This is a genomic window from Qipengyuania sp. YIM B01966 (assembly GCF_016461955.1).
Taxonomy (GTDB): Bacteria; Pseudomonadota; Alphaproteobacteria; order Sphingomonadales; family Sphingomonadaceae; genus QFOP01.
Genome location: NZ_JADMNM010000005.1, coordinates 98,850 through 118,093, shown reverse-complemented (window position 1 = coordinate 118,093; position 19,244 = coordinate 98,850). Strand labels below are relative to the sequence as shown.

Genomic DNA, 19,244 nt, shown 5'->3' with positions numbered 1-19,244 from the left:
CCGCTCAATCGATGGGGCGGCTCGATCCGAAGAACAATGCCTGGCTGATTGCGGTACGCACGGTCGATTCCTGGAACGGCTTGGTTACCAAATAGGTCGGTTCGGGCCGATCCCCGGTCAGCAGCCGCTCGGGATAGGCAGTGATGAAGATCACCGGGACGCTGCCCATCGCCAGGATGTCGTCCACCGCATCGAGCCCCGAAGAGCCATCCGCCAGCTGGATATCGGCCAGCACCAGCCCAGGTGTGCATTCAGCCACCACCTCCTGCGCCTGCGTGCGCGTTGCCGCAGTGCCACAGATGTCATGACCGAGCGACCGAACGAGATCTTCCAGTTGCATGGAGATCAGGGGCTCATCCTCGATGATCAGCACGCTGGTGGTCGATTCGCGATCGATTTCCGCAACCGCTTCCTGGATCAGGCCATCGACCTCGTCCTCGCCGAGATCCATGATCTGGGCCACTTCGGGTGTCGAAAAATCTTCAAGCGTCGATAACAGCAGCGCCTGCCGGTTGAGGGGCGTCACCACGCGCAAGCGTTCATGCGCTGCCATCTCGTGCATGTTTCCGGTTTCGGCGTCTTCGGCCGGAACCTCCATATACGCGCTCGACCAGACCTTGTTGAATGCGCGGTACAGCGGCACGCGGCCATGTTCGAGCGACGCCTTGAGCTCGCTATCGGCCAGAGCGGCTTCGAGCGTGGCACGGACGAAGGAATCGCCTGTCGCCTGCGAACCGGTCAGCGCGCGCGCGTAGCGGCGCAGATAAGGGAGGTTGGAGGCAATCTGGTCGCCAAGAGACATCATGTAGTTCCCACGGATAGCCGCCGAGCGCGGCAGATGAATGACGGCGCAAAGAGCAGACTGCGCACCGTTTGACAACCTGCGCCGCCGATGCGCCGGGCTGCGCGTGAAATTTCATTCGCCCGTCGGGAACCATCCTGCGGGCGGTTCATTATTGTTATATCACCGCCGAGACCCCCCTCCCGTCCAAGCGGCAGTGATACGATCCCAAAAGGCCTTCGTCGCAGACGAAGGCCTTTTTTTTCTGGGCGAAGGGTGAGTCGTTACAAGCCAGTGAAGGCTTCATTGAAGCGCGTTCTTTATGCGCGATAGCAGCCCGCTTTTGGCCGGCTGGCGGAGCAATGCGATCAACGCATCGGCTTGGTACGGCTTTTCGAGCACACTTCCGAGCTCGGCGACGTGCGGCGGGATGGCATCGGGGGCCCCGGTCGAAAAGATGATCTGCGGCCGCGACGGACCCAGCTCGCGCAGCAGTTCCGCAATCGCCCAGCCATCGTTGCGGTCCGAGAGGTGGACGTCGAGCACGACGACGTCAGGATGCCACGCGCGCAACACGTCCATCGCATCTACCGTTGAAGCGGACAACCGCACTTCCGCGCATCCGGCATCGAGCAGCGCCTGTTCGATCGTCATCGCGATGAGGCCGTCATCTTCGACCACCAGCGCGCGGTTGAACGGCGTGGCCCCTTCTACGGCTGGCGCTTTCCTGCTCATTGACCCACCCTAATCCTCACCGGCCTGGTGCGAAGCGCAGCCTTTGGTCCAAGGGCTTTTAACGGGATATGGCCGCGGCTGGTTCCCGATAGCCCGGCGTGCCTTACAGCGCTTTTTCGTAGATCAGATATTCGCGGCTAATCCGCGCATCGATCGCTTCGGCGATCGCGACCATCCCCTTATTGTCCTCGAGAATCCAGCCGAACTCGCCCTCGGTCGCGCCGAACTGACGGGTGGCGTCGTGGCGGATCGATTCGATCATCATGAAAGCGAGCTGGCTGGCAAGGCGCGAGTTCTGAAGTTTCTTGAGCACGCCCATCAGCGGCACCCGCATGGTCTTTGCGCGCGGCCGGCGCATCCAGCGCAGCGCGCGCAGCCAGCCCAACGGAAACAGCTGGCCATCGATCCGCGCGAGCAACTCGTTCATGTCGGGGAAGGTCAGCATGAACGCGACCGGCTCGCCCTCGACCTCGGCAATACGCACCAGCTCGGGGTGGACCAGCGGTTTGAGCTTCTTAGCCGCATAGGCGATTTCGCGGTCGGTGAAGGGGACAAAGCCCCAATTGTCCGACCACGCATCGTTGAGGATCGCGAGGATAATCCGCACATCGCCCTCGTAGTCGACTTCGCCCGCGCGGCGCAGGGCGATCTTCGGATTGCGTTCGCCCGACTGGACGATCCGCGCGATCAGGGGCGGGAAATCGCCGGTGATCGGTAGGCGATAGGTCAGCAGCCGCTTGGCCGGAGTGTACCCAGCGCCTTCGATCCAGCCCTGATAATGCGGCGGATGGTGCCCCATCAGCAGCGATGGCGCATGGTCGTGGCCCGCCACCAGCAGCCCCGGCTCTTCCCAGATCGATAGCGAGATCGGCCCGAGGGCGCGGTTCATCCCGTGCTCGCGCAGCCACTGCTCCGCGCGCGCCAGCAGCGCGCGGGCAACCTGTTCGTCGGCAGCGTCGAAATAGCCGAAATTGCCCGTTCCCGGACCCATGCCCTGTTCAGGCGGCTGGACCAGCGCCAGGCGGTCGATATGCGCCGAGATGCGCCCTACCGGCCGGCCCGCGCGATGGGCGATGAACAATTGCACGTCGGCATGGCCGAAAAAGGGGTTTTTGCCAGGATCGACCAGCTCGAGCAGCTCGGAGCGCAATTGCGGCACCGAGTGGGGCGTCTGGCCCGCAAAGCTGCGGCCGAGGTCAACGAAGGCGGCCCGCCCGGCCTTGTCGGTGACGGCGGTGATGCTTATCTCGGGCGTTGTCACGGTCTTTCCTGCCACGGCGACGGCGTTCAGCCTCGGTTAGCCCGTTCTGTGATTGGGAAGGTTTGTCAAGCAGCGCCGGGTCCTTGGTTCGCCGGCCGGTGCCATTCACGAGTCCACATGAAGTCTGTTGCTGCCTCGCCCTTGATCGATCACGCCCCCGCTCCGGCGGTACAGGCGCGGCTGCGTGCGGGCGACGACAAGGCGATGCTGCGCGCGGCGCGCGATCTGACCAAGGACCTCGGCACTGCGCGCCCGGCAATCTACTGGGCCGACATGACCGGTTCCGCCGTGCTCGGCTATGCGGCGCTTGCTGGCGCGATCGTTGCCGGCAATCCGGCCGTGGCCGTGCTGTGCGCGGTCGTGTCGGCGCTGGCGCTGTACCGCGCGACGTTGTTCATTCACGAACTGTCGCACATCCACCGCAATGCGCTACCGGGGTTTAGGTTCGGCTGGAACGCGCTGGTCGGGGTGCCGCTGCTGACGCCGTCCTTCATGTATGAAGGGGTCCATATGCTGCATCACCAGCGAACCCGCTACGGCACGGTGGAAGATCCCGAATATTTGCCGCTGGCTATGATGAAGCCGTGGTCGCTGCCCCTTTTCGTGCTGATTGCGATGCTTCTGCCGGTGGCGCTGCTGCTGCGCTTTGCTGTGCTGGTGCCGCTCGGCGTAGTGATCCCGCCGCTGCGCCGCCTGGTGTGGCAGCGGTTCTCCGCGCTGGCGATCAATCCCGATTTTCGCCGGCGCCCCCCGGATGACGAGTTGCGCCCGCGCGTGTTCTGGCAGGAACTGGCGGGTAGCGTTTGGGCGATCGGTCTGATCACCGCCAGCGCGATTTATGGCTGGCGTCCGTTGCTGATTGCACTGGCGGTGATGGCGCTTGCTGCCGTGCTGAACCAGTTACGCACGCTGGTGGCGCATCTGTGGGAGAACGATGGCGAGCCGATGAGCGTGACGGCGCAGTTCCTCGATTCGGTCAATGTTCCGCCGCCCGGCCGGATTGCCGAGATCTGGGCGCCGGTGGGCCTGCGCTATCATGCGCTGCATCATCTGATGCCCTCGATGCCCTATCACGCGCTGCCCGAGGCGCATCGCCGGCTGGTGGTCGAGCTGGGCGCGGGATCGACCTATGACGGGGCGAACCATGCCGGCATGGCGCCGCTGATCGGGCGCATCGCCCGCAGCACGATGCGCTGGCGCTGAGGGTCTATTCCTCGGTGCGGATCAGCACCGCTTCGCCGATGAACAGAAACAGCACGAAGGGCGCCCACGCCGCGAGGAACGGCGGATAGCCGCCGAAGCTGCCCATCGCCAGCGCTGCATTGTCGACCACGAAATAGGCAAAGCCGAGCGCCATGCCCACGATTGCGCGGACAAATAGCTGGCCCGAGCGAGCAAGCCCGAAGGCCGCCACCGCACCCAGCAGCGGCATCAGGAAGGCCGACAGCGGCCCCGACAGCTTGTGCCACCACTGCGCACGCAATTCGGCCGTGCGCCGGCCAGCGCCCTCCAGCGTGTCGATAACCGGCTTCAGGCGCCAGAACGGAATGCTCTCGGCATCGACCTTGCCCAGCGCCGCCTCGGTCGGGGTCAGGCCGGGCGCGACAACCATCGTTCCCGCAAGCGCGGTGCGGGCGCTGGCAACGTCGAAAATCCGCGCATCCTGCAACTGCCAGCCGGCGCCCGTGTAATGCGCGCGCGGCGCGCGGACTTCGCGCACCAGCATTCCCTGCGCCGTGCGCTCGTACCAGGTGACCCCGGTCATCCGCATCGCATCGCCGGTGCCGGTGATGGATTGCGCGTAGAGAATGTTGGGGCCGTCGGCCAGATAGACGTGGGTGCGGACCTCCGAGCCAGCGGCGACGGGCGCGTAATCGTTGGCTTCCCATGCCGACAGCGTCGCCGTGGCGCGGGTCACCACGCGTTCGTTGAACAGGAAGCTGCCGGCGGAAAACAGCGCCGCCGTCAGCAGCAACGGGGCGAGCACCTGATGGGCCGACAGCCCGGCCGCCTTCATCGCCACCACCTCGCTATTCTGGTTTAGCGCGATCAGCGTGATAATCGTCGCCAGCAATACGGCATAGGGCAGGAACCGCGCGATAAGCTGGGGTATTCTGAGCATGGCGTAATGCAGCACTTCCGCCTGTCCGTTGCCGGGAACCGCCAGAATGTCGCCACTGGTGCCCAGCAGGTCGAGCATCATCAGCACCAGCACCAGCACGAACAGCATCGCCACGATCCGGGTGAAGAACAGTCGCGCAAGGTAGAACGTCAACGTGCGTGAGGGGAAGAAGTCGAGTTGCATGAAACTAGGCGCCGCCCATCACCGGATCGGGTCGCCGCCGCGCCACCAGCCGCCGCAGCCGCTTGGCCAGTTTGGCAAACCAAGCTTCGAGCGCGCCGATTGCCTGGCCGCCGGGGACGTTCGCTACCCGGTGATACCACCACAGGATCAGCGCGGCGAACAGTGCGAAGGGCACCCACAGGGCGATGATCGGATCGACCCGCCCGAGTGCTGCGACATCTTCGCCATACTGGTTGATCTTGTGATACGCGACGACCAGCACGACCGACAGGAACACGCCGAGCGCCGATGTCGAACGCTTGGGCGGGATCGCCAGCGCGACTGCCAAGAGCGGCATCAGCAGCATCATTACCACCTCGACCAGCCGGAAATGGAAGCTGGCCTGGCTGGCATCCTGCTTGTCATCCGGCGCGTCGCGGTCCCAGCCGATGCGCAGCAATTCGGGCAGGATATATTCGCGTTCGGCATCCCCGCGCGCCCGGAAGCGTTCGATCGCCGGCAGATCGATCGGCAGATTGTGCCGCGTGAAGCTGAGCACGCGCGGGCTGCCGGTGTTCATGTCTTGCACGATCGTGCCATCGGCCAGACTGAGGATGATCGTGTCGGGATTGTCGCTGGTCGAGAGGAATTCCCCCTCGCGCGCCGTGATTGACAGCACCTGTCCGCGCTCATTGGCCACTCGCGCGAAAATGCCGATGAGCCGCCGCCCGTCCTCCTCGCTGCGCTCGATCCGCAGCGCCATCCGGTCGGCCAGCGAGGTGAATTCGCCCACCTTGATCGATGCGCCCAGCGAGCCGGAGCGAAGATCATATTCGAGCTGCTCGTAGTAATAGCGGCTGATCGGCTGCACATAGAACACCAGCGCCGCATTGAGCGCCAGCAGGATCAGCGTGATCGCATAGGGCACACGCAGCAGGCGCGTATAGGACAGCCCCACCGCACGCATCACGTCGAGTTCGCTGGTGGTCGCCAGCTTGCGGAAGGCGAGCAGGATGCCCAGCATCAGACCAAGCGGGATGGCGAGGCTGGCATATTCGGGGATCAGCGCGCCGAGCATCTTGAACACCACGCCAACCGGGCCGCCTTCGACCGCCACGAAATCGAACAGGCGCAGCATCTTGTCGAGGATCAACAGCGACGCGGCAATGACGAACACGCCCAGCATCGGCACCAGCACCAGGCGCAGAATGTACCGGTCGATGGCGGGGAGGAAGCGCAGCAAATGGGCTACGCCTTCTCCAGCGTGCATTGCAGCGGGTGCTGGTTCTGCCGCGCGAAGTCCATCACCTGATTGACCTTGGTTTCCGCCACCTCGTAAGTGAACACGCCGCACACGCCGACGCCCTTCTGGTGGACGTGCAGCATCACCCGCGTCGCCTGTTCCATGTCCATGCGGAAGAACCGCTTGAGCACCATGACGACGAATTCCATCGGCGTGTAATCGTCATTGAGCAGCAGCACGCGGTACTGGCTGGGCTTCTTGGGCCGGGTGCGCGTGCGGGTGGCGATGCCAACCTGACCGGCCCCGTCATCGCCGCCGCCGGGGCTCTGGCCATCCGCATCGTCATTGCCTGCCCAGTGCGAGGTGACTTGCGGAAAGGTTGGGGCGAAGCGGGCCATCATCGCGGCCATATCACGTTTCCGGTGCAGAAGCGCAAGATGCGCGGTCAAAGGAAACGGGCCGGAAGATCGCTCTTCCGGCCCGTATCTGTTGTTCAGCGCCCGAGGCGCCACACGGCGCGCGCTCAGGCGGCCTTGGCAACCTTTTCAGCGGCCAGGCTCATCCGGTTCGACAGCGGAGCGAAGGCGTCATTGGCGAGGCGAACCATGTTCTCGGTGTTCTTCGAGCCGTGCTTGATCATCGCGTCGAAGTTGCGGCGCATGATTTCACTCTGGAGCTGCAGCAGTTCGGCCGGCGACTTCACGGCAGCCATCTGGCGCATATCGTCGGTCATGGTTTCGTAAGCCGACTTGACCGCTTCGATTTCGCTGCGGGCGAAATCCTGCAGACCGGCGGCCAGAATGCGGCCCGATGCAACCATGGCTTCGACGTTGCCCTTGGCAAACTCGGTCATCTCGCCGGTCATTTCGGTGCTCCGCTCGTAAGCGGCACGCACGCGGTTCTGCACGTCGGCGCCAGCTTCGGCGACGGTCTGCTGGGAATTGTTGGCGTTGTTGGTGGTCTGGGTCATCTTCGGTTCCTTCGGGGTAGCAACAGCGGCGGCGGCGCGCTTGCCGGCGGCCGGCTTGCGCTTGGTAACGGTCCGCGCCGCAGGCTTGCGGTCGACAGTGGTCTTGGTCGCCGGGGCGGCGGTCGCTTCGATCGGCTTCTTCGCGGTGGCGTCGACCGTAGCCGCGCTGGCTTCGGCCTGCTTCGCTTCGGTCTTGAAGTCGTTCTGGTTGACGGTGTCAGCCATGATGTAATCCTTGCACGGTGATTTATGCTGCAACGCACAATAAGCGTTTCAGCTCCCGAACGCAAGGATTTTTGTGCACTGCACAATAAACGGGCCTCAGCGGGTCATGACATAACGCCCCGGCGCGTCCTCGATCACGGTGTCGCCTGCACCCCCCGGCACGCGCTTGCCCTTGGCCGCGACGGTTTTGGCATCATGCGCGCGAATCCATTCGATCCAGTCCGGCCACCAGCTGCCCGGATGCTCGGTGGCGCCGGCACGGAATTCCTCCAGCGTGCGGACGGGTTCGTCGTTGGTCCAATATTGGTATTTGCCCGAATCCGGCGGATTGACCACGCCGGCAATATGGCCCGAGCCCGCCAGCACGAAGCGGATCGGGCCAGTAAAGTGGCGGGTGATCTTCCACACGCTGTCCGCCGGCGCGATATGGTCTTCCTTACCCGCCTGGACATAGGACGGCGTCGCTACCTGACCCAGATCGATGCCGAATCCCAGAGCCTCGAGTGAGTTGGCCTCGACCAGCCGGTTATCGCGGTAAAGCTGTTCGAGGTAATCCTTGTGCCAGCGTGCGGGCAGGTTGGTGACATCGCCGTTCCAGTGCAGCAGGTCGAACGCCGGATATTCCTCGCCGAGCAGGTAGTTGTTGACCACGTAGTTCCAGATGAGGTCGGTCCCGCGCAACATATTGAAGGTGGCGGCCATCACCCGCCCATCGAGGTAACCTTCGCTGGCCAGGGCGCTGACTGATGCCAGTTGCTGCTGGTCGATGAAATGCAGCAGCTCGCCCGCATCGGCAAAATCGACCTGCGCGGTGAAAAATGTCGCGCTGGTGACCTTGTCGGCCTCGCCCATCTTGGCCAGCACCGCGAGCGTCGCGGCCAGCGTCGTGCCGGCCACGCAATAGCCGATCGTGTGCACCGATGGCACGTTGAGCCGGGCGCGGACATGGTCGATCGCTTCGATCTGTGCGGCGATGTAATCGTCCCACACGACATCGGCCATGCTGGCATCGGCCGATTTCCAGCTCACCACAAAGGTCGTCAGCCCCTGTTCGACTGCCCAGCGGATGAAGCTCTTTTTGGGATTGAGATCGAGAATGTAGAAGCGGTTGATCCAGGGCGGGAAGATGACCAGCGGGATTGCCCCGACCTGCTTCGTCGTCGGGGTGTATTGGATGAGCTGGTAGAGCGGCGTTTCGTGCACCACCTTGCCCGGCGTCGTCGCGAGGTTTTCGCCCAGCTTGAACGCGTCGGGATCCGTATGCGTCAACTGGCCGCGCTTCATGTCGGCGAGCATGTGCTCCATCCCGCGGACGAGGTTCTCGCCGCGCGTTTCGAGCGTCTTCTCGAGCACCAGCGGATTGGTCAGCGCGAAGTTGGCCGGGCTCAGCGCCTCGAGCATCGCCCGGGTGGCGAAGCGCATCTGTTCGCGCTTGTCCGGCGCGACAGCGGGCAGATCATCGACCATCGCGGCAATGCGTTCAGCCATCATCAGATAGGTCTGGTGGATCAATATGAATACCGGATGGCCGCTCCATCGTTCATCACGAAAGCGCCGGTCGCGCCGGGGCAGTCCGGCAGTCTCAGCTTGTGTCGCACCGGCGCCGCTCATGACACTGGTCCACAGCGCCAGATTGTCCGCCCATAATTGCTGGAATCCCTGCGAACCAGCCATCGGGAGCTGGCCCGACCATTGCTCCATCAGGGCGAGCCACGGCGCCGGATCGGCCAGCTTGGCCGCCGCTTCGGGCATCGCCGCGCTGTGAAAATCTAGCCACGCCTGCTGCATCCGCTGCGCGAGACCTGCCCAGTGCGCGGCGTCACTGTGGCCCCCGGGGCTCGCCGGTGCGGCGGCGTTCAGTCCAGCCGGCATCACGCTCTGCCAGAAATCCTGCACGCTGCGTGCCAGAAGCTCCATCATTTGCCGCAGCATCGCGCTGGTCGGGTCGTCATTCGTCGCCAAGGGCCCGCTCCTCTGTTCCCGTCGTCACCATAACGCGCGCCGCAGCGATTGCACCTGTCCGTTCAATCCGGCACAGGGATGTTTCACCGCCAGCCCCCGGAAGGAACGATGGACGAAGAATTCTACCGCATGAAGCGCCTGCCGCCCTATGTCATCGCCGAAGTCAACGGGATGCGGGCAGCGGCGCGCCAGGCGGGGCGCGACATCATCGATCTCGGCATGGGCAACCCCGACTTGCCGCCGCCGCAGCACGTGATCGACAAATTATGCGAAGTCGCGCTGAAGCCCGATGCGCATGGCTATTCGGCCTCCAAGGGCATCCCCGGTATCCGCAAGGCGCAGGCCAATTATTACGCCCGCCGCTTCGGGGTCGAGCTTGATCCCGAAACCGAAGTGGTGATGACGATGGGCAGCAAGGAAGGGCTGGCCAGCCTCGCCACCGCGATCACCGCGCCGGGCGATGTCGTGCTGGCCCCCAATCCCAGTTATCCGATCCACACCTTCGGCTTCATCATCGCCGGGGCGACGATCCGTTCGGTGCCGACCACGCCTGACGAGCATTATTTCGAAAGCCTCGAGCGGGCGATGGCCTTCACCGTCCCGCGCCCGTCGATCCTGATCGTCAACTACCCCTCGAATCCGACGGCGGAGACGGTCGACCTGGCGTTTTACCAGCGTCTGGTCGCTTGGGCGAAGGAGAACAAGGTCTGGATCCTTTCCGATCTCGCATATTCCGAGCTCTATTATGACGGCAACCCGACGCCGTCGATCCTGCAGGTCGCGGGGGCCAAGGACGTCGCGGTCGAATTCACCTCGATGTCGAAGACCTTTTCGATGGCCGGCTGGCGGGTCGGCTTCGCGGTCGGCAACCCGCGGCTGATCGCCGCGCTGACGCGGGTGAAGAGCTATCTCGATTACGGCGCCTTCACCCCGATCCAGGCGGCAGCCTGCGCGGCACTTAACGGGCCGCAAGACATCGTCGAGATGAACCGAACGCTCTATCAAAAGCGCCGCGACGTGCTGGTCGAAAGCTTCGGCCGGGCGGGGTGGGACATTCCCAGCCCGAATGCGTCCATGTTCGCCTGGGCGCCGCTGCCGCCGGCGCTGAAGGATATGGGCAGCCTCGAATTTTCCAAGCAATTGCTGACCCATGCCGAAGTCGCTGTCGCGCCCGGTGTCGGTTATGGCGAGGATGGCGAAGGCTATGTCCGCATCGCGCTGGTCGAGAACGAGCAGCGCCTGCGCCAGGCGGCGCGCAATGTGCGGCGTTACCTGCAGAAAATGGGCGTCAACGCCAGCGCCCCCTGAGCCGAAAGGGAACCGAAATGCGCCCCGAATGGAAGCCCAACGACCGCGTCGCGCTCGACATGGACGAGAACGGCGTCGCCCATGTCCGGCTGATCCGCGCCGACAAGATGAATGCGCTCGACCCGGCTATGTTCGCCGCCATCGCCGAAGCGGGATCGGCGCTTCACGATATGCCGGGGCTGCGCTGCGTGGTGCTGTCGGGCGAGGGGCGGGCGTTTTGCGCCGGACTCGACCTTGCCAGCATGGGCGATCCCAACCGCCGGCGCGAGGTGCCGCTCACTGACCGTACGCACGGCAATTCCAATCTCCCGCAGCAGGTGGCGATGCAATGGCGCAAGCTGCCTGTGCCGGTGATTGTGGCGGTTCACGGGGTCTGCTTCGGCGGCGGGCTGCAGATTGCGAGCGGGGCAGACATCCGGGTGGTCGCGCCCGATACGCGGCTGGCGGTGATGGAGATGAAGTGGGGGCTCGTCCCCGATATGGCGGGCTATGCCCTGTGGCGCGGCACGGTGCGCGACGATGTGCTGCGCCTGCTGACTTACACCAATGCCGAATTCACCGGCACCGAGGCGCTCAGCCACGGCTTTGCCACGTTGGTGGATGCTGACCCGCTGGCCCGCGCAAGGGCCATCGCGGCCGAGCTGGCGGGCAAGAACCCGCACGCTTTGCGCGCGGCCAAGCGCCTGTTCGGCCGCTATCTGGAGGCTGGCACGGACGAAATCCTGATGGCCGAAAGCGTCGAGCAACAAAGGCTGATCGGCAGCCGCAATCAGATCGAAGCGGTAATGGCGGCGATGGAGAAGCGGGCCCCGCGCTTCGACGAGCCCTGACAGCGCGCTAGCCGAACAAGGCGACGCACTGCATCCCGCTCATCACCAGCCGCCCGTCGCGGTTCCATAGCCGCAGGCGTTCGGATGAAAAGCCATCCGCCCCGTACTCGCCGGCTGTTTCGGCCAGCCACCAGCCATCGTTGGTGACGGGTGCCGGGTCGAGCATATTGAAATGCCAGTTGATCGAGCTGATCGGGCCGGGCCGCTGCATCGCTCGCACCGAGCCTGGCGGCAGCGTATCGCCTAGCAGCACCAGCTCAGCCATCGGATCAAGCCCGCTAGCGTGCTTCAACCGCAGCCAGCGGCGGATGACGGGCGCACCGCCACGACCGCGCTGGTCCTGCGCGCGGCGCAGCTCGAAATTGTGGCGGATGAACTCCGGCCCGCGATCGGCCGGGACGTCCTCGTCGGGGAGAGCGGGCAGCGGATTCAGCGTTGGCGCCGGATAATCGGCATTGGCGGGCCGCGCCGCGCCGAACAGGAAAAACGCGGCCAGCCCGACACTGCCGGCAGCATCAAGCAAATCGACCCGCACCTGCGTGACGTTGCGGCCCTGGCGCACCATCGTTACCACCGGCTCGACCTCGCCGCCGACCGGCCCGACAAAGGCTACCTGCCCGCTGCGCAGCGGCGGCAGGTCAGGCAGTGCCCGCATGGCCGCCACATAGGCAACCAGCGCCGAGGCGCCGCCATAGAGCGTCCTGCCCTGCATCCAGCCATCGGCTCCGGGCAGCGTGACGAGGCCGCAATCAGGGCCGAGCGGGGCGACAAGCGAGGCAGCGTTCATCACGCCGTGATAGCGCGCCTTTCCAGCCACGCCAGTCCCCCGTTGCACTGGCGCGCGGCGCAGGCTAGGGGCACGCCTCTCCCCGCGAGGCCCGATGGCGGAGTGGTTACGCAGAGGACTGCAAATCCTTGCACGCCGGTTCGATTCCGGCTCGGGCCTCCACTCTCTCCCAAGCCCATCCCGCTCCGGCGAAAAGCCCGGAACCGGTCCGCGCGTTGAACGCTCCTATAAAAGTATGTAGTGAAGCGATTGCTTGAGGATTTACCCGAAAATGTCTGAGAAATACAAAGTCGGCGTGCTCGTCGGCAGCCTGCGCGCAGGATCGCTCAACCGCAAGCTGGCTCAAGCCATAGCGAGCCTTGCCCCCGATACGCTGGACTTCGAGTTTATCGAGATCGGCGATCTGGCGCTATTTAATGAAGATCTGGAACCGAGCCCGCCCGAGGGGTGGACCGCATTCCGCGACCGCATTCGCGCAATTGACGCGGTGATGTTCGTCAGCCCGGAATATAACCGCACGATCCCCGCCGCGCTCAAGAACGCGATTGACGTCGGTTCGCGGCCCTATGGCCAGAGCGTGTGGAGCGGCAAACCGGCGGCGGTCATCACTGGCTCGCCCAGCGGCATTGGCGGTTTTGGCGCCAACCACAATATTCGCCAGGCGCTGGTGTTCCTCGATATGCCGGTGATGCAGCAGCCCGAAGCCTATGTGTCCGGCATTGCGGCGATGTTTGGCGACGATGGTTCGGTCAATGATGCCAATACGCGCACTTTCCTTGCCAGTATCGGCAGCCGTTTTGCGGAATGGATTGCCACGGTCCGGGGTTGAGCAGGCGCGCGCCTGCGCATTGCGCTTGCCGATATAAGAATATCGTTATATCCGCCTTCGGATGCGGATCGAGCTTATCATTCGCGCGCTGGGGGATCAAACCCGGTTGCGGACTGCCCGCCTGCTCGGGGCGATGGAGCTGTCCGTCGGCGAACTGGCGCAAGTTCTTGGGCAGAGCCAGCCGCGTGTCTCGCAGCACGTTGCCAAGCTCTGCGATGCCGGGATTGCCGCGCGGCGGCGCGAGGGCAGCTGGGTGTTCCTGCGGATGGCTGACGGGGCCAGCTCGCCGCTGATCGAGGCGTGCGGTCGCCTGCTCGCGATTGCGGAGCGCGAGGATGCCGATTTTGCTGCCCAGTGCGAGGCCGATCGACGGCAGCTGGCCGCTATCCGCGCCGCGCGTGAGGAAGCCGCCGGGGCCTATTTTGCCGCCCATGCCGGACAATGGGACGAATTGCGCGCGCTTCATTCGCCTGACAATCTGGTGGAGGCGCGGCTTCGCGAGATGCTGGGTGCTGCACCGCTCGGCCGGTTGCTCGATATCGGCACCGGCACGGGCCGCATGGCCGAACTGTTTGCCGGTGACGCCGACCATGTCGTCGCGCTCGACAAGAGCCTTGATATGCTGCGGCTGGCCCGCGCGCGGTTGCAGCATCTGCCCGCCGACGGGATCGACCTGGTGCAGGGCGATTTCACGGCGCTGCCCTTTGCGGCGCATACGTTCGACACCGTGCTGCTGCACCAGGTGCTGCATTTCGCCCAGGAACCGGCCGCAGCGCTCGCCGAAGCGGCGCGGGTGACACGGCCTGGCGGCCGGATCGCGATTGTCGATTTTGCCGCCCATGCGCGCGAAGATTTGCGCGACCGGCACCAGCATGTCCGGCTCGGCTTTACCGACGATCAGGTCGCGCGGCTGTTGACCCGGGCCGGTTACGATCCGGCACCGCCCGAAACGCTCGCCGGGGGCGAGCTGCTGGTCAAGATCTGGCTGGGGCAGCGCAGCGGGTTTTCCGGCCAGGCCGGCACATCCGCCGCACACCAGGCCCACGCATGAAAGCCGAGATGATGAGCCCGACCCTCGAACAGATGCGCGCCGCGCAAACCGCTCTCGAAGCCCCGCTCTTCGCCGGACTGCCGGGAGATGTCGAGGTAAGCTTCGAATTCTTCCCGCCGAAGAACGAGAGCATGGCGGAGAGCCTGTGGCAAAGCGTCCAGACGCTGGCCCCGCTTGGCCCGCGTTTCGTCTCGGTTACCTATGGCGCGGGCGGCACCACGCGCCAGCGCACGCATGATGCGGTGATCAGGATCGAACGCGACACCGATATTCCGGTCGCCGCGCATCTCACTTGCATCGAGGCGAGCCGCGAGGAGGTTGATGCCATCGCCCGCGATTACTGGGCCCATGGCGTGCGCCATATCGTCGCGCTGCGCGGCGATCCGCCGCAGGCGGGCACGCGCTATACGCCGCACGCGGATGGCTATGCCAATGCGGCCGAACTGGTCGCCGGGTTGAAGGCGATCGCGGCGTTCGACATTTCGGTCGCCGCCTATCCCGAAACGCACCCCGATTCGCCCGATCTGGCCGCCGACCTCGACAATCTGAAGCGCAAGCTCGATGCCGGCGCGAACCGCGCGATCACGCAGTTCTTTTTCGAACCCGATTGCTTCTTCCGCTTTCGCGATGCGGCAGCGGGCGCAGGAATCGATGCTGAAATCGTCCCCGGCATCATGCCGGTGCTGAGCTTTGCCAGTGTCGAGCGGATGAGCGGTCTGTGCGGCACGGCGATCCCCGCCTGGATGGCGGATTTGTTCACCGGCCTCGACGAGCGGCCGGCCGCGCGCCAGCTGGTATCGGCCACCATCGCTGCCGAATTGTGCCGCAAGCTCTATGCCGGCGGCGTCAGGCAGTTTCACTTCTACACGCTCAACCGCGCCGAGCTCAGCTATGCGATCTGTCATATGCTCGGCCTGCGCCCCAAGGAGATGCCATGACCGCGCGCGCCGCCTTTCTCGCCGCCGCCGGCGAACGGATTTTGCTCAATGATGGCGCGTTCGGCACCGAAATCCAGCGGCTGCGCCTGGGCGAAGCGGACTATGCCGGCACGCTGGGGCTGGGGCGCGATCAGAAGGGGAATAACGATATCCTCGCGCTGACCGCGCCACAGGTGCCCGAGGGCATCCATCGCGCCTATTTCGCGGCCGGTGCGGATATCGCCTCGACCAACACATTTTCCGCCAACCGCATCAGCCAGGCTGATTATGGCGCCGAGCATCTGGTGCGCGACATCAATGTCGAAAGCGCGCGACTGGCCCGCGGTGTGGCGGATGAATTCCTCGCCGCCGACGGCCGGCAGCGGTTTGTTGCAGGGGCAATTGGGCCGACCAACAAGACGCTGTCGCTGAGCCCCGATGTCGAGGATCCCGGCTATCGCGAGATTGACTGGGATTACCTTGTGGAGGTCTACCGCGAACAGGCCGCCGCCCTGGTCGAGGGGGGGGCGGACTTCATCCTGATCGAAACGATCTTCGACACGCTGAATGCCAAAGCCGGGATCATGGCGGTCCGCCAGCTAGAGGCGGAGTTGGGGCGCGAGGTGCCGATCATGCTGTCGATGACGCTGACCGACCTCTCCGGTCGCAATCTGTCGGGCCACACCGTCGAGGCGTTCTGGTATGCGGTGCGCCATGCGCGGCCGCTGACCATCGGCCTCAACTGTTCCTTCGGTGCCGCGCAGCTGCGCCCGCATGTCAAGTTGCTGGCCGACATCGCAGATTCGGCGATCATGGTCTATCCCAATGCCGGCCTGCCCAACGAGCTGGGTCAATATGACGAGGCGCCGCCGACCACCGCGGCTCTGGTGCGCGAATGGGCCGCTGCGGGCCAGGTCAACGTGCTGGGCGGGTGCTGCGGATCGACCCCGGCGCATATCGCGGCGATGGCCGAGGCGGTCGCGGGCCTGCCACCCCGTGCAATCCCGACAGTGCCAGTGGCCACGCGGCTGGCCGGGCTCGAACCGTTCACCATGGCGGCGTGATGCGCCTTTAATCCGTTGTCCCAGCGAAGGCTGGGACCTCTATCGGCTGGGCACCGCATGAGGCGGGCGATCCCAGCTTTCGCTGGGATGATCACTGTGAACCAAGCCACCACAGCGCGCTTCGTCAATGTCGGCGAACGCACCAACGTCACCGGATCGGCGGCATTCAAGAAGCTGATCATGGCCGGCGACTACGCCGCGGCGGTCGAGGTTGCGCGGGGCCAGGTCGAAAACGGCGCGCAGGTGATCGACGTCAATATGGACGAAGGGCTGCTGGACGCGGTCCACGCGATGACCACGTTCCTCAAGCTGATAGCTGCCGAACCCGACATCGCCCGTGTGCCGGTGATGATCGACAGCTCGAAGTGGGAAGTGATCGAGGCCGGGCTGAAATGCGTTTCCGGCAAGCCGATCGTCAATTCGATCAGCATGAAGGAAGGCGAGGCGGCGTTTCTCGACCAGGCGCGGCTGTGCATGGACTACGGCGCGGCAGCTGTGGTGATGGCGTTCGACGAGACCGGGCAGGCCGACTCGAAAGCGCGCAAGGTCGAGATCTGTCAACGCGCCTACGCACTGCTGACCGGGATCGGTTTCCCACCCGAGGATATCATTTTCGATCCCAACGTGTTCGCGGTGGCGACGGGCATCGAGGAGCATGACCGCTACGCGCTCGATTTCATCGAGGCGGTGAGCGAGCTGCGCGAAACCTGCCCGCACGTTCATTTTTCAGGCGGGCTGTCCAACCTGTCGTTCAGCTTCCGCGGCAACGAGACCGTGCGCCGGGCCATGCACTCGGTGTTTCTCTATCACGCAATCCCCGCAGGGCTCGACATGGCGATCGTCAACGCCGGCCAGCTCGATATCTATGACGCGATCGACCCGGTGCTGCGCGAGGCGTGCGAGGACGTGATCCTGATGCGCCGTCCGGACGCGACCGAGCGGCTGATCGCGCTGGCCGAAAGCTACAAGGGCAAGTCCCCAGCGGAGGAAAAGGCGGCCGAGGAATGGCGCGGCTGGCCGGTCGAACGACGCATCGAACACGCGCTGGTCAAGGGCATCGACACCTTCGTGGTCGAGGACACCGAAGAGGCGCGCCAGCGGTTTGCCCGCCCGATCGAGGTGATCGAAGGCCCGCTGATGGACGGCATGAACGTGGTCGGCGACCTGTTTGGCAGCGGCAAGATGTTCCTGCCGCAGGTCGTGAAATCGGCGCGCGTGATGAAAAAGGCGGTGGCGCACCTGATCCCGTTTATTGAGGCGGAAAAGGTCGCTAGCGGGCTGGCCGATACGTCCAAGGGCCGGATCGTGATGGCGACTGTTAAGGGCGACGTCCACGATATCGGCAAGAACATCGTTGGCGTCGTGCTCCAGTGCAACGGCTACGAGGTGATCGATCTTGGTGTGATGGTGCCGTGGTCCACGATCCTCGACACCGCGCGCGAGCAGCAGGCTGACATGATCGGGCTGTCGGGCCTCATCACCCCCAGCCTCGATGAAATGGTCACCGTGGCCGAGGAAATGGCCCGCGCCGGCATCACCATGCCGCTGCTGATCGGCGGGGCGACCACCAGCAAGGTGCACACCGCCTTGCGGATCGACCCGGCCTATCCCGGTCCGGTGATCCACGTACTCGACGCCAGCCGAGCGGTGGGCGTCGCCAGCCGGCTGCTGAGTGATACGCAGGCCGAAGCGTTCGTCGCCGAGACTGCGGGCGAAAATGCCAGGGTGCGCGAAGCGCGCGAGGGCAAGGCGCAGAGCGTGCTGCTGACACTGGAAGAAGCGCGGGCCAATTTCTACGATCCCAATTATGCCGACAAGCCTGCGCCGCCGCTCCAGCCGGGGGTGCACGCCTTCGCCGACTGGCCGCTCGAGGACTTGCGCGAGGTGATCGACTGGACCCCGTTCTTCCGCGCGTGGGAACTGCACGGCACCTATCCCGCGATTCTCGACGATGACGTGGTCGGCGATACCGCCCGCAGTCTCAAGGCCGATGCCGACGCCATGCTCGACCGGATCATCGGCGAGAAATGGCTGACCGCCAAGGGCGTTGCCGGCCTGTGGCCCTGCGCGCGCGATGGCGATGACGTGACCATCCACCTGCCAGAAGAGGAGCGCCATGTGACGCTCTCCTTTCTGCGCCAGCAGGTCAAGAAGAGCCGCGACCGGGCCAATATGTGCCTGGCTGATTTCATCGACCCGGCGGGCGACTGGATCGGCGGCTTTGCGGTTGGCATTCATGGGCTGGAACCGCATTCGGCCCGCTTCTTGGCCGACAAGGACGATTATTCGGACATCCTGCTGAAAGCGCTGGCCGACCGGCTGGCCGAGGCGTTTGCGGAAAGTCTGCACCGCCACGTCCGCACCACGCTGTGGGGGTATGCCCCGGGTGAGCAACTGACCAACGAGGGGCTGATCCGCGAGGAATATCGCGGCATCCGCCCCGCGCCCGGCTATCCCGCGTGTCCCGATCACAGCCTGAAGCCCGTGCTCTTCGACCTGCTCGATGCGGGGCGCCATACCGGCCTGACGCTCACCGAAAGCTATGCGATGTATCCGACAGCGGCGGTCAGCGGGTTCTATTTCGGGCACCCGGAAAGCGAATATTTCGGCGTCGCCCGCATCGGCCGTGACCAGTTGGAGGACTATGCCCGCCGGCGCGGGGTCAGCATCGAGCAAGCCGAACGCTGGCTGCGGCCGAATACGGATTGAGCAGCGCCTCGCTGAGCGATTGACGAGCGCGCCCCAATCGCGCAGGGCTGCGGCGTCTTCCGTGCGGGTAGTTTGCGATTCTCGCGCGGGCGGATGAGTGGGAGAGACCGGGCCGTGCGCTGCATGGTTCGGCGCCGAAGGAGCAACCGCCCCGGAAACTCTCAGGCCAACGGACCGCTCGTCTCGTCTGACACTCTGGAAAGCGTGCCGTGCGCTCACCCGCGCTACGCACCACCGAAGGGGTAAGCCCGCCTGCCGGCAACGGCGCGCCGGCCAAGCTCTCAGGTT

Annotated in this window: 17 protein-coding genes, 1 tRNA gene and 1 riboswitch; of the genes, 9 read left to right on the top strand and 9 right to left on the bottom strand. The window is 64.8% G+C overall.

The window, feature by feature from the left end; genetic code table 11:
* Positions 1-4: 4 nt before the first annotated feature.
* The 3 genes from ILT46_RS07825 to ILT46_RS07815 form a co-directional block, all read right to left on the bottom strand.
* Positions 5-802, bottom strand: a complete 798-nt coding sequence (locus ILT46_RS07825; RefSeq protein ID WP_199504066.1) for a response regulator — start codon at positions 800-802, stop codon at positions 5-7.
* Positions 803-1,084: 282 nt separating this feature from the next.
* Complete coding sequence (locus ILT46_RS07820) at positions 1,085-1,516, bottom strand: response regulator (protein WP_199504065.1); 432 nt, start codon at positions 1,514-1,516, stop codon at positions 1,085-1,087.
* A gap of 103 nt (positions 1,517-1,619) precedes the next feature.
* Complete coding sequence (locus tag ILT46_RS07815; RefSeq protein WP_199504064.1) at positions 1,620-2,777, bottom strand: N-acetyltransferase; 1,158 nt, start codon at positions 2,775-2,777, stop codon at positions 1,620-1,622.
* A gap of 117 nt (positions 2,778-2,894) precedes the next feature.
* Between ILT46_RS07815 and ILT46_RS07810 the strand changes: the two genes are divergently transcribed.
* Entirely contained in the window at positions 2,895-3,980 is a 1,086-nt protein-coding gene (locus tag ILT46_RS07810) for a fatty acid desaturase family protein (RefSeq protein ID WP_199504063.1), read from the top strand.
* 4 nt (positions 3,981-3,984) lie between these two features.
* On the opposite strand, the gene lptG is transcribed toward ILT46_RS07810, so the two are convergent.
* The 5 genes from lptG to ILT46_RS07785 form a co-directional block, all read right to left on the bottom strand.
* Positions 3,985-5,082: an LPS export ABC transporter permease LptG gene (gene lptG / locus ILT46_RS07805; protein ID WP_199504062.1), complete on the bottom strand. Its 1,098-nt coding sequence runs from the start codon at positions 5,080-5,082 to the stop codon at positions 3,985-3,987.
* 4 nt (positions 5,083-5,086) lie between these two features.
* On the bottom strand, positions 5,087-6,331 hold the full coding sequence (gene lptF / locus ILT46_RS07800; protein ID WP_199504061.1) for an LPS export ABC transporter permease LptF: 1,245 nt from the start codon (positions 6,329-6,331) through the stop codon (positions 5,087-5,089).
* Positions 6,310-6,714: an ATP-dependent Clp protease adapter ClpS gene (gene clpS / locus ILT46_RS07795; protein WP_233397094.1), complete on the bottom strand. Its 405-nt coding sequence runs from the start codon at positions 6,712-6,714 to the stop codon at positions 6,310-6,312. The genes lptF and clpS overlap by 22 nt, the downstream gene beginning before the upstream one ends.
* 113 nt (positions 6,715-6,827) lie before the next feature.
* Positions 6,828-7,499, bottom strand: coding sequence for a phasin family protein (locus ILT46_RS07790; protein ID WP_199504060.1), 672 nt, complete (start codon positions 7,497-7,499; stop codon positions 6,828-6,830).
* A 96-nt stretch (positions 7,500-7,595) separates the two neighbouring features.
* Positions 7,596-9,419, bottom strand: coding sequence for a PHA/PHB synthase family protein (locus ILT46_RS07785; RefSeq protein ID WP_441344186.1), 1,824 nt, complete (start codon positions 9,417-9,419; stop codon positions 7,596-7,598).
* A gap of 150 nt (positions 9,420-9,569) precedes the next feature.
* Here ILT46_RS07785 and ILT46_RS07780 point away from each other — a divergent pair, with 150 nt between their 5' ends.
* Positions 9,570-10,769: an LL-diaminopimelate aminotransferase gene (locus ILT46_RS07780; protein WP_199504059.1), complete on the top strand. Its 1,200-nt coding sequence runs from the start codon at positions 9,570-9,572 to the stop codon at positions 10,767-10,769.
* Between the two features lie 17 nt (positions 10,770-10,786).
* Positions 10,787-11,599: a crotonase/enoyl-CoA hydratase family protein gene (locus ILT46_RS07775; RefSeq protein WP_199504058.1), complete on the top strand. Its 813-nt coding sequence runs from the start codon at positions 10,787-10,789 to the stop codon at positions 11,597-11,599.
* A 7-nt stretch (positions 11,600-11,606) separates the two neighbouring features.
* On the opposite strand, the gene ILT46_RS07770 is transcribed toward ILT46_RS07775, so the two are convergent.
* A complete protein-coding gene (locus ILT46_RS07770) occupies positions 11,607-12,416 on the bottom strand; it encodes an acyl-CoA thioesterase (protein WP_370592382.1) in 810 nt (269 codons plus the stop codon).
* A gap of 58 nt (positions 12,417-12,474) precedes the next feature.
* Between ILT46_RS07770 and ILT46_RS07765 the strand changes: the two genes are divergently transcribed.
* The 6 genes from ILT46_RS07765 to metH all read left to right on the top strand — a co-directional run bounded on the left by ILT46_RS07765 (position 12,475) and on the right by metH (position 18,956).
* Positions 12,475-12,548, top strand: a tRNA-Cys gene (locus ILT46_RS07765).
* Positions 12,549-12,657: 109 nt separating this feature from the next.
* A complete protein-coding gene (locus ILT46_RS07760; RefSeq protein ID WP_199504057.1) occupies positions 12,658-13,215 on the top strand; it encodes an NADPH-dependent FMN reductase in 558 nt (185 codons plus the stop codon).
* Between the two features lie 61 nt (positions 13,216-13,276).
* Positions 13,277-14,266 (top strand): ArsR/SmtB family transcription factor, encoded by a 990-nt coding sequence (locus tag ILT46_RS07755; RefSeq protein ID WP_199504056.1) that lies wholly within the window; start codon positions 13,277-13,279, stop codon positions 14,264-14,266.
* An 11-nt stretch (positions 14,267-14,277) separates the two neighbouring features.
* Entirely contained in the window at positions 14,278-15,204 is a 927-nt protein-coding gene (metF, locus tag ILT46_RS07750) for a methylenetetrahydrofolate reductase [NAD(P)H] (protein WP_199504145.1), read from the top strand.
* Complete coding sequence (locus tag ILT46_RS07745; RefSeq protein ID WP_199504055.1) at positions 15,201-16,247, top strand: homocysteine S-methyltransferase family protein; 1,047 nt, start codon at positions 15,201-15,203, stop codon at positions 16,245-16,247. Before metF ends, ILT46_RS07745 begins: the two co-directional genes overlap by 4 nt.
* An 87-nt stretch (positions 16,248-16,334) precedes the next feature.
* Complete coding sequence (gene metH, locus ILT46_RS07740; RefSeq protein ID WP_199504054.1) at positions 16,335-18,956, top strand: methionine synthase; 2,622 nt, start codon at positions 16,335-16,337, stop codon at positions 18,954-18,956.
* Positions 18,957-19,044: 88 nt separating this feature from the next.
* Positions 19,045-19,143: riboswitch (glycine riboswitch) on the top strand.
* Positions 19,144-19,244 lie beyond the last annotated feature (101 nt).

Coding starts and splice junctions, on each gene's coding strand:
- ILT46_RS07760 (WP_199504057.1), top strand. CDS start 12,658: ATGTCTGAGAAATACAAAGTCGGCGTGCTCGTCGGCAGCCTGCGCGCA.
- ILT46_RS07790 (WP_199504060.1), bottom strand. CDS start 7,499: ATGGCTGACACCGTCAACCAGAACGACTTCAAGACCGAAGCGAAGCAG.
- ILT46_RS07745 (WP_199504055.1), top strand. CDS start 15,201: ATGACCGCGCGCGCCGCCTTTCTCGCCGCCGCCGGCGAACGGATTTTG.
- metH (WP_199504054.1), top strand. CDS start 16,335: ATGATCACTGTGAACCAAGCCACCACAGCGCGCTTCGTCAATGTCGGC.
- ILT46_RS07775 (WP_199504058.1), top strand. CDS start 10,787: ATGCGCCCCGAATGGAAGCCCAACGACCGCGTCGCGCTCGACATGGAC.
- clpS (WP_233397094.1), bottom strand. CDS start 6,714: ATGGCCGCGATGATGGCCCGCTTCGCCCCAACCTTTCCGCAAGTCACC.
- ILT46_RS07785 (WP_441344186.1), bottom strand. CDS start 9,419: ATGATGGAGCTTCTGGCACGCAGCGTGCAGGATTTCTGGCAGAGCGTG.
- ILT46_RS07825 (WP_199504066.1), bottom strand. CDS start 802: ATGTCTCTTGGCGACCAGATTGCCTCCAACCTCCCTTATCTGCGCCGC.
- ILT46_RS07755 (WP_199504056.1), top strand. CDS start 13,277: ATGCGGATCGAGCTTATCATTCGCGCGCTGGGGGATCAAACCCGGTTG.
- lptG (WP_199504062.1), bottom strand. CDS start 5,082: ATGCAACTCGACTTCTTCCCCTCACGCACGTTGACGTTCTACCTTGCG.
- metF (WP_199504145.1), top strand. CDS start 14,278: ATGAGCCCGACCCTCGAACAGATGCGCGCCGCGCAAACCGCTCTCGAA.
- lptF (WP_199504061.1), bottom strand. CDS start 6,331: ATGCACGCTGGAGAAGGCGTAGCCCATTTGCTGCGCTTCCTCCCCGCC.
- ILT46_RS07820 (WP_199504065.1), bottom strand. CDS start 1,516: ATGAGCAGGAAAGCGCCAGCCGTAGAAGGGGCCACGCCGTTCAACCGC.
- ILT46_RS07780 (WP_199504059.1), top strand. CDS start 9,570: ATGGACGAAGAATTCTACCGCATGAAGCGCCTGCCGCCCTATGTCATC.
- ILT46_RS07810 (WP_199504063.1), top strand. CDS start 2,895: ATGAAGTCTGTTGCTGCCTCGCCCTTGATCGATCACGCCCCCGCTCCG.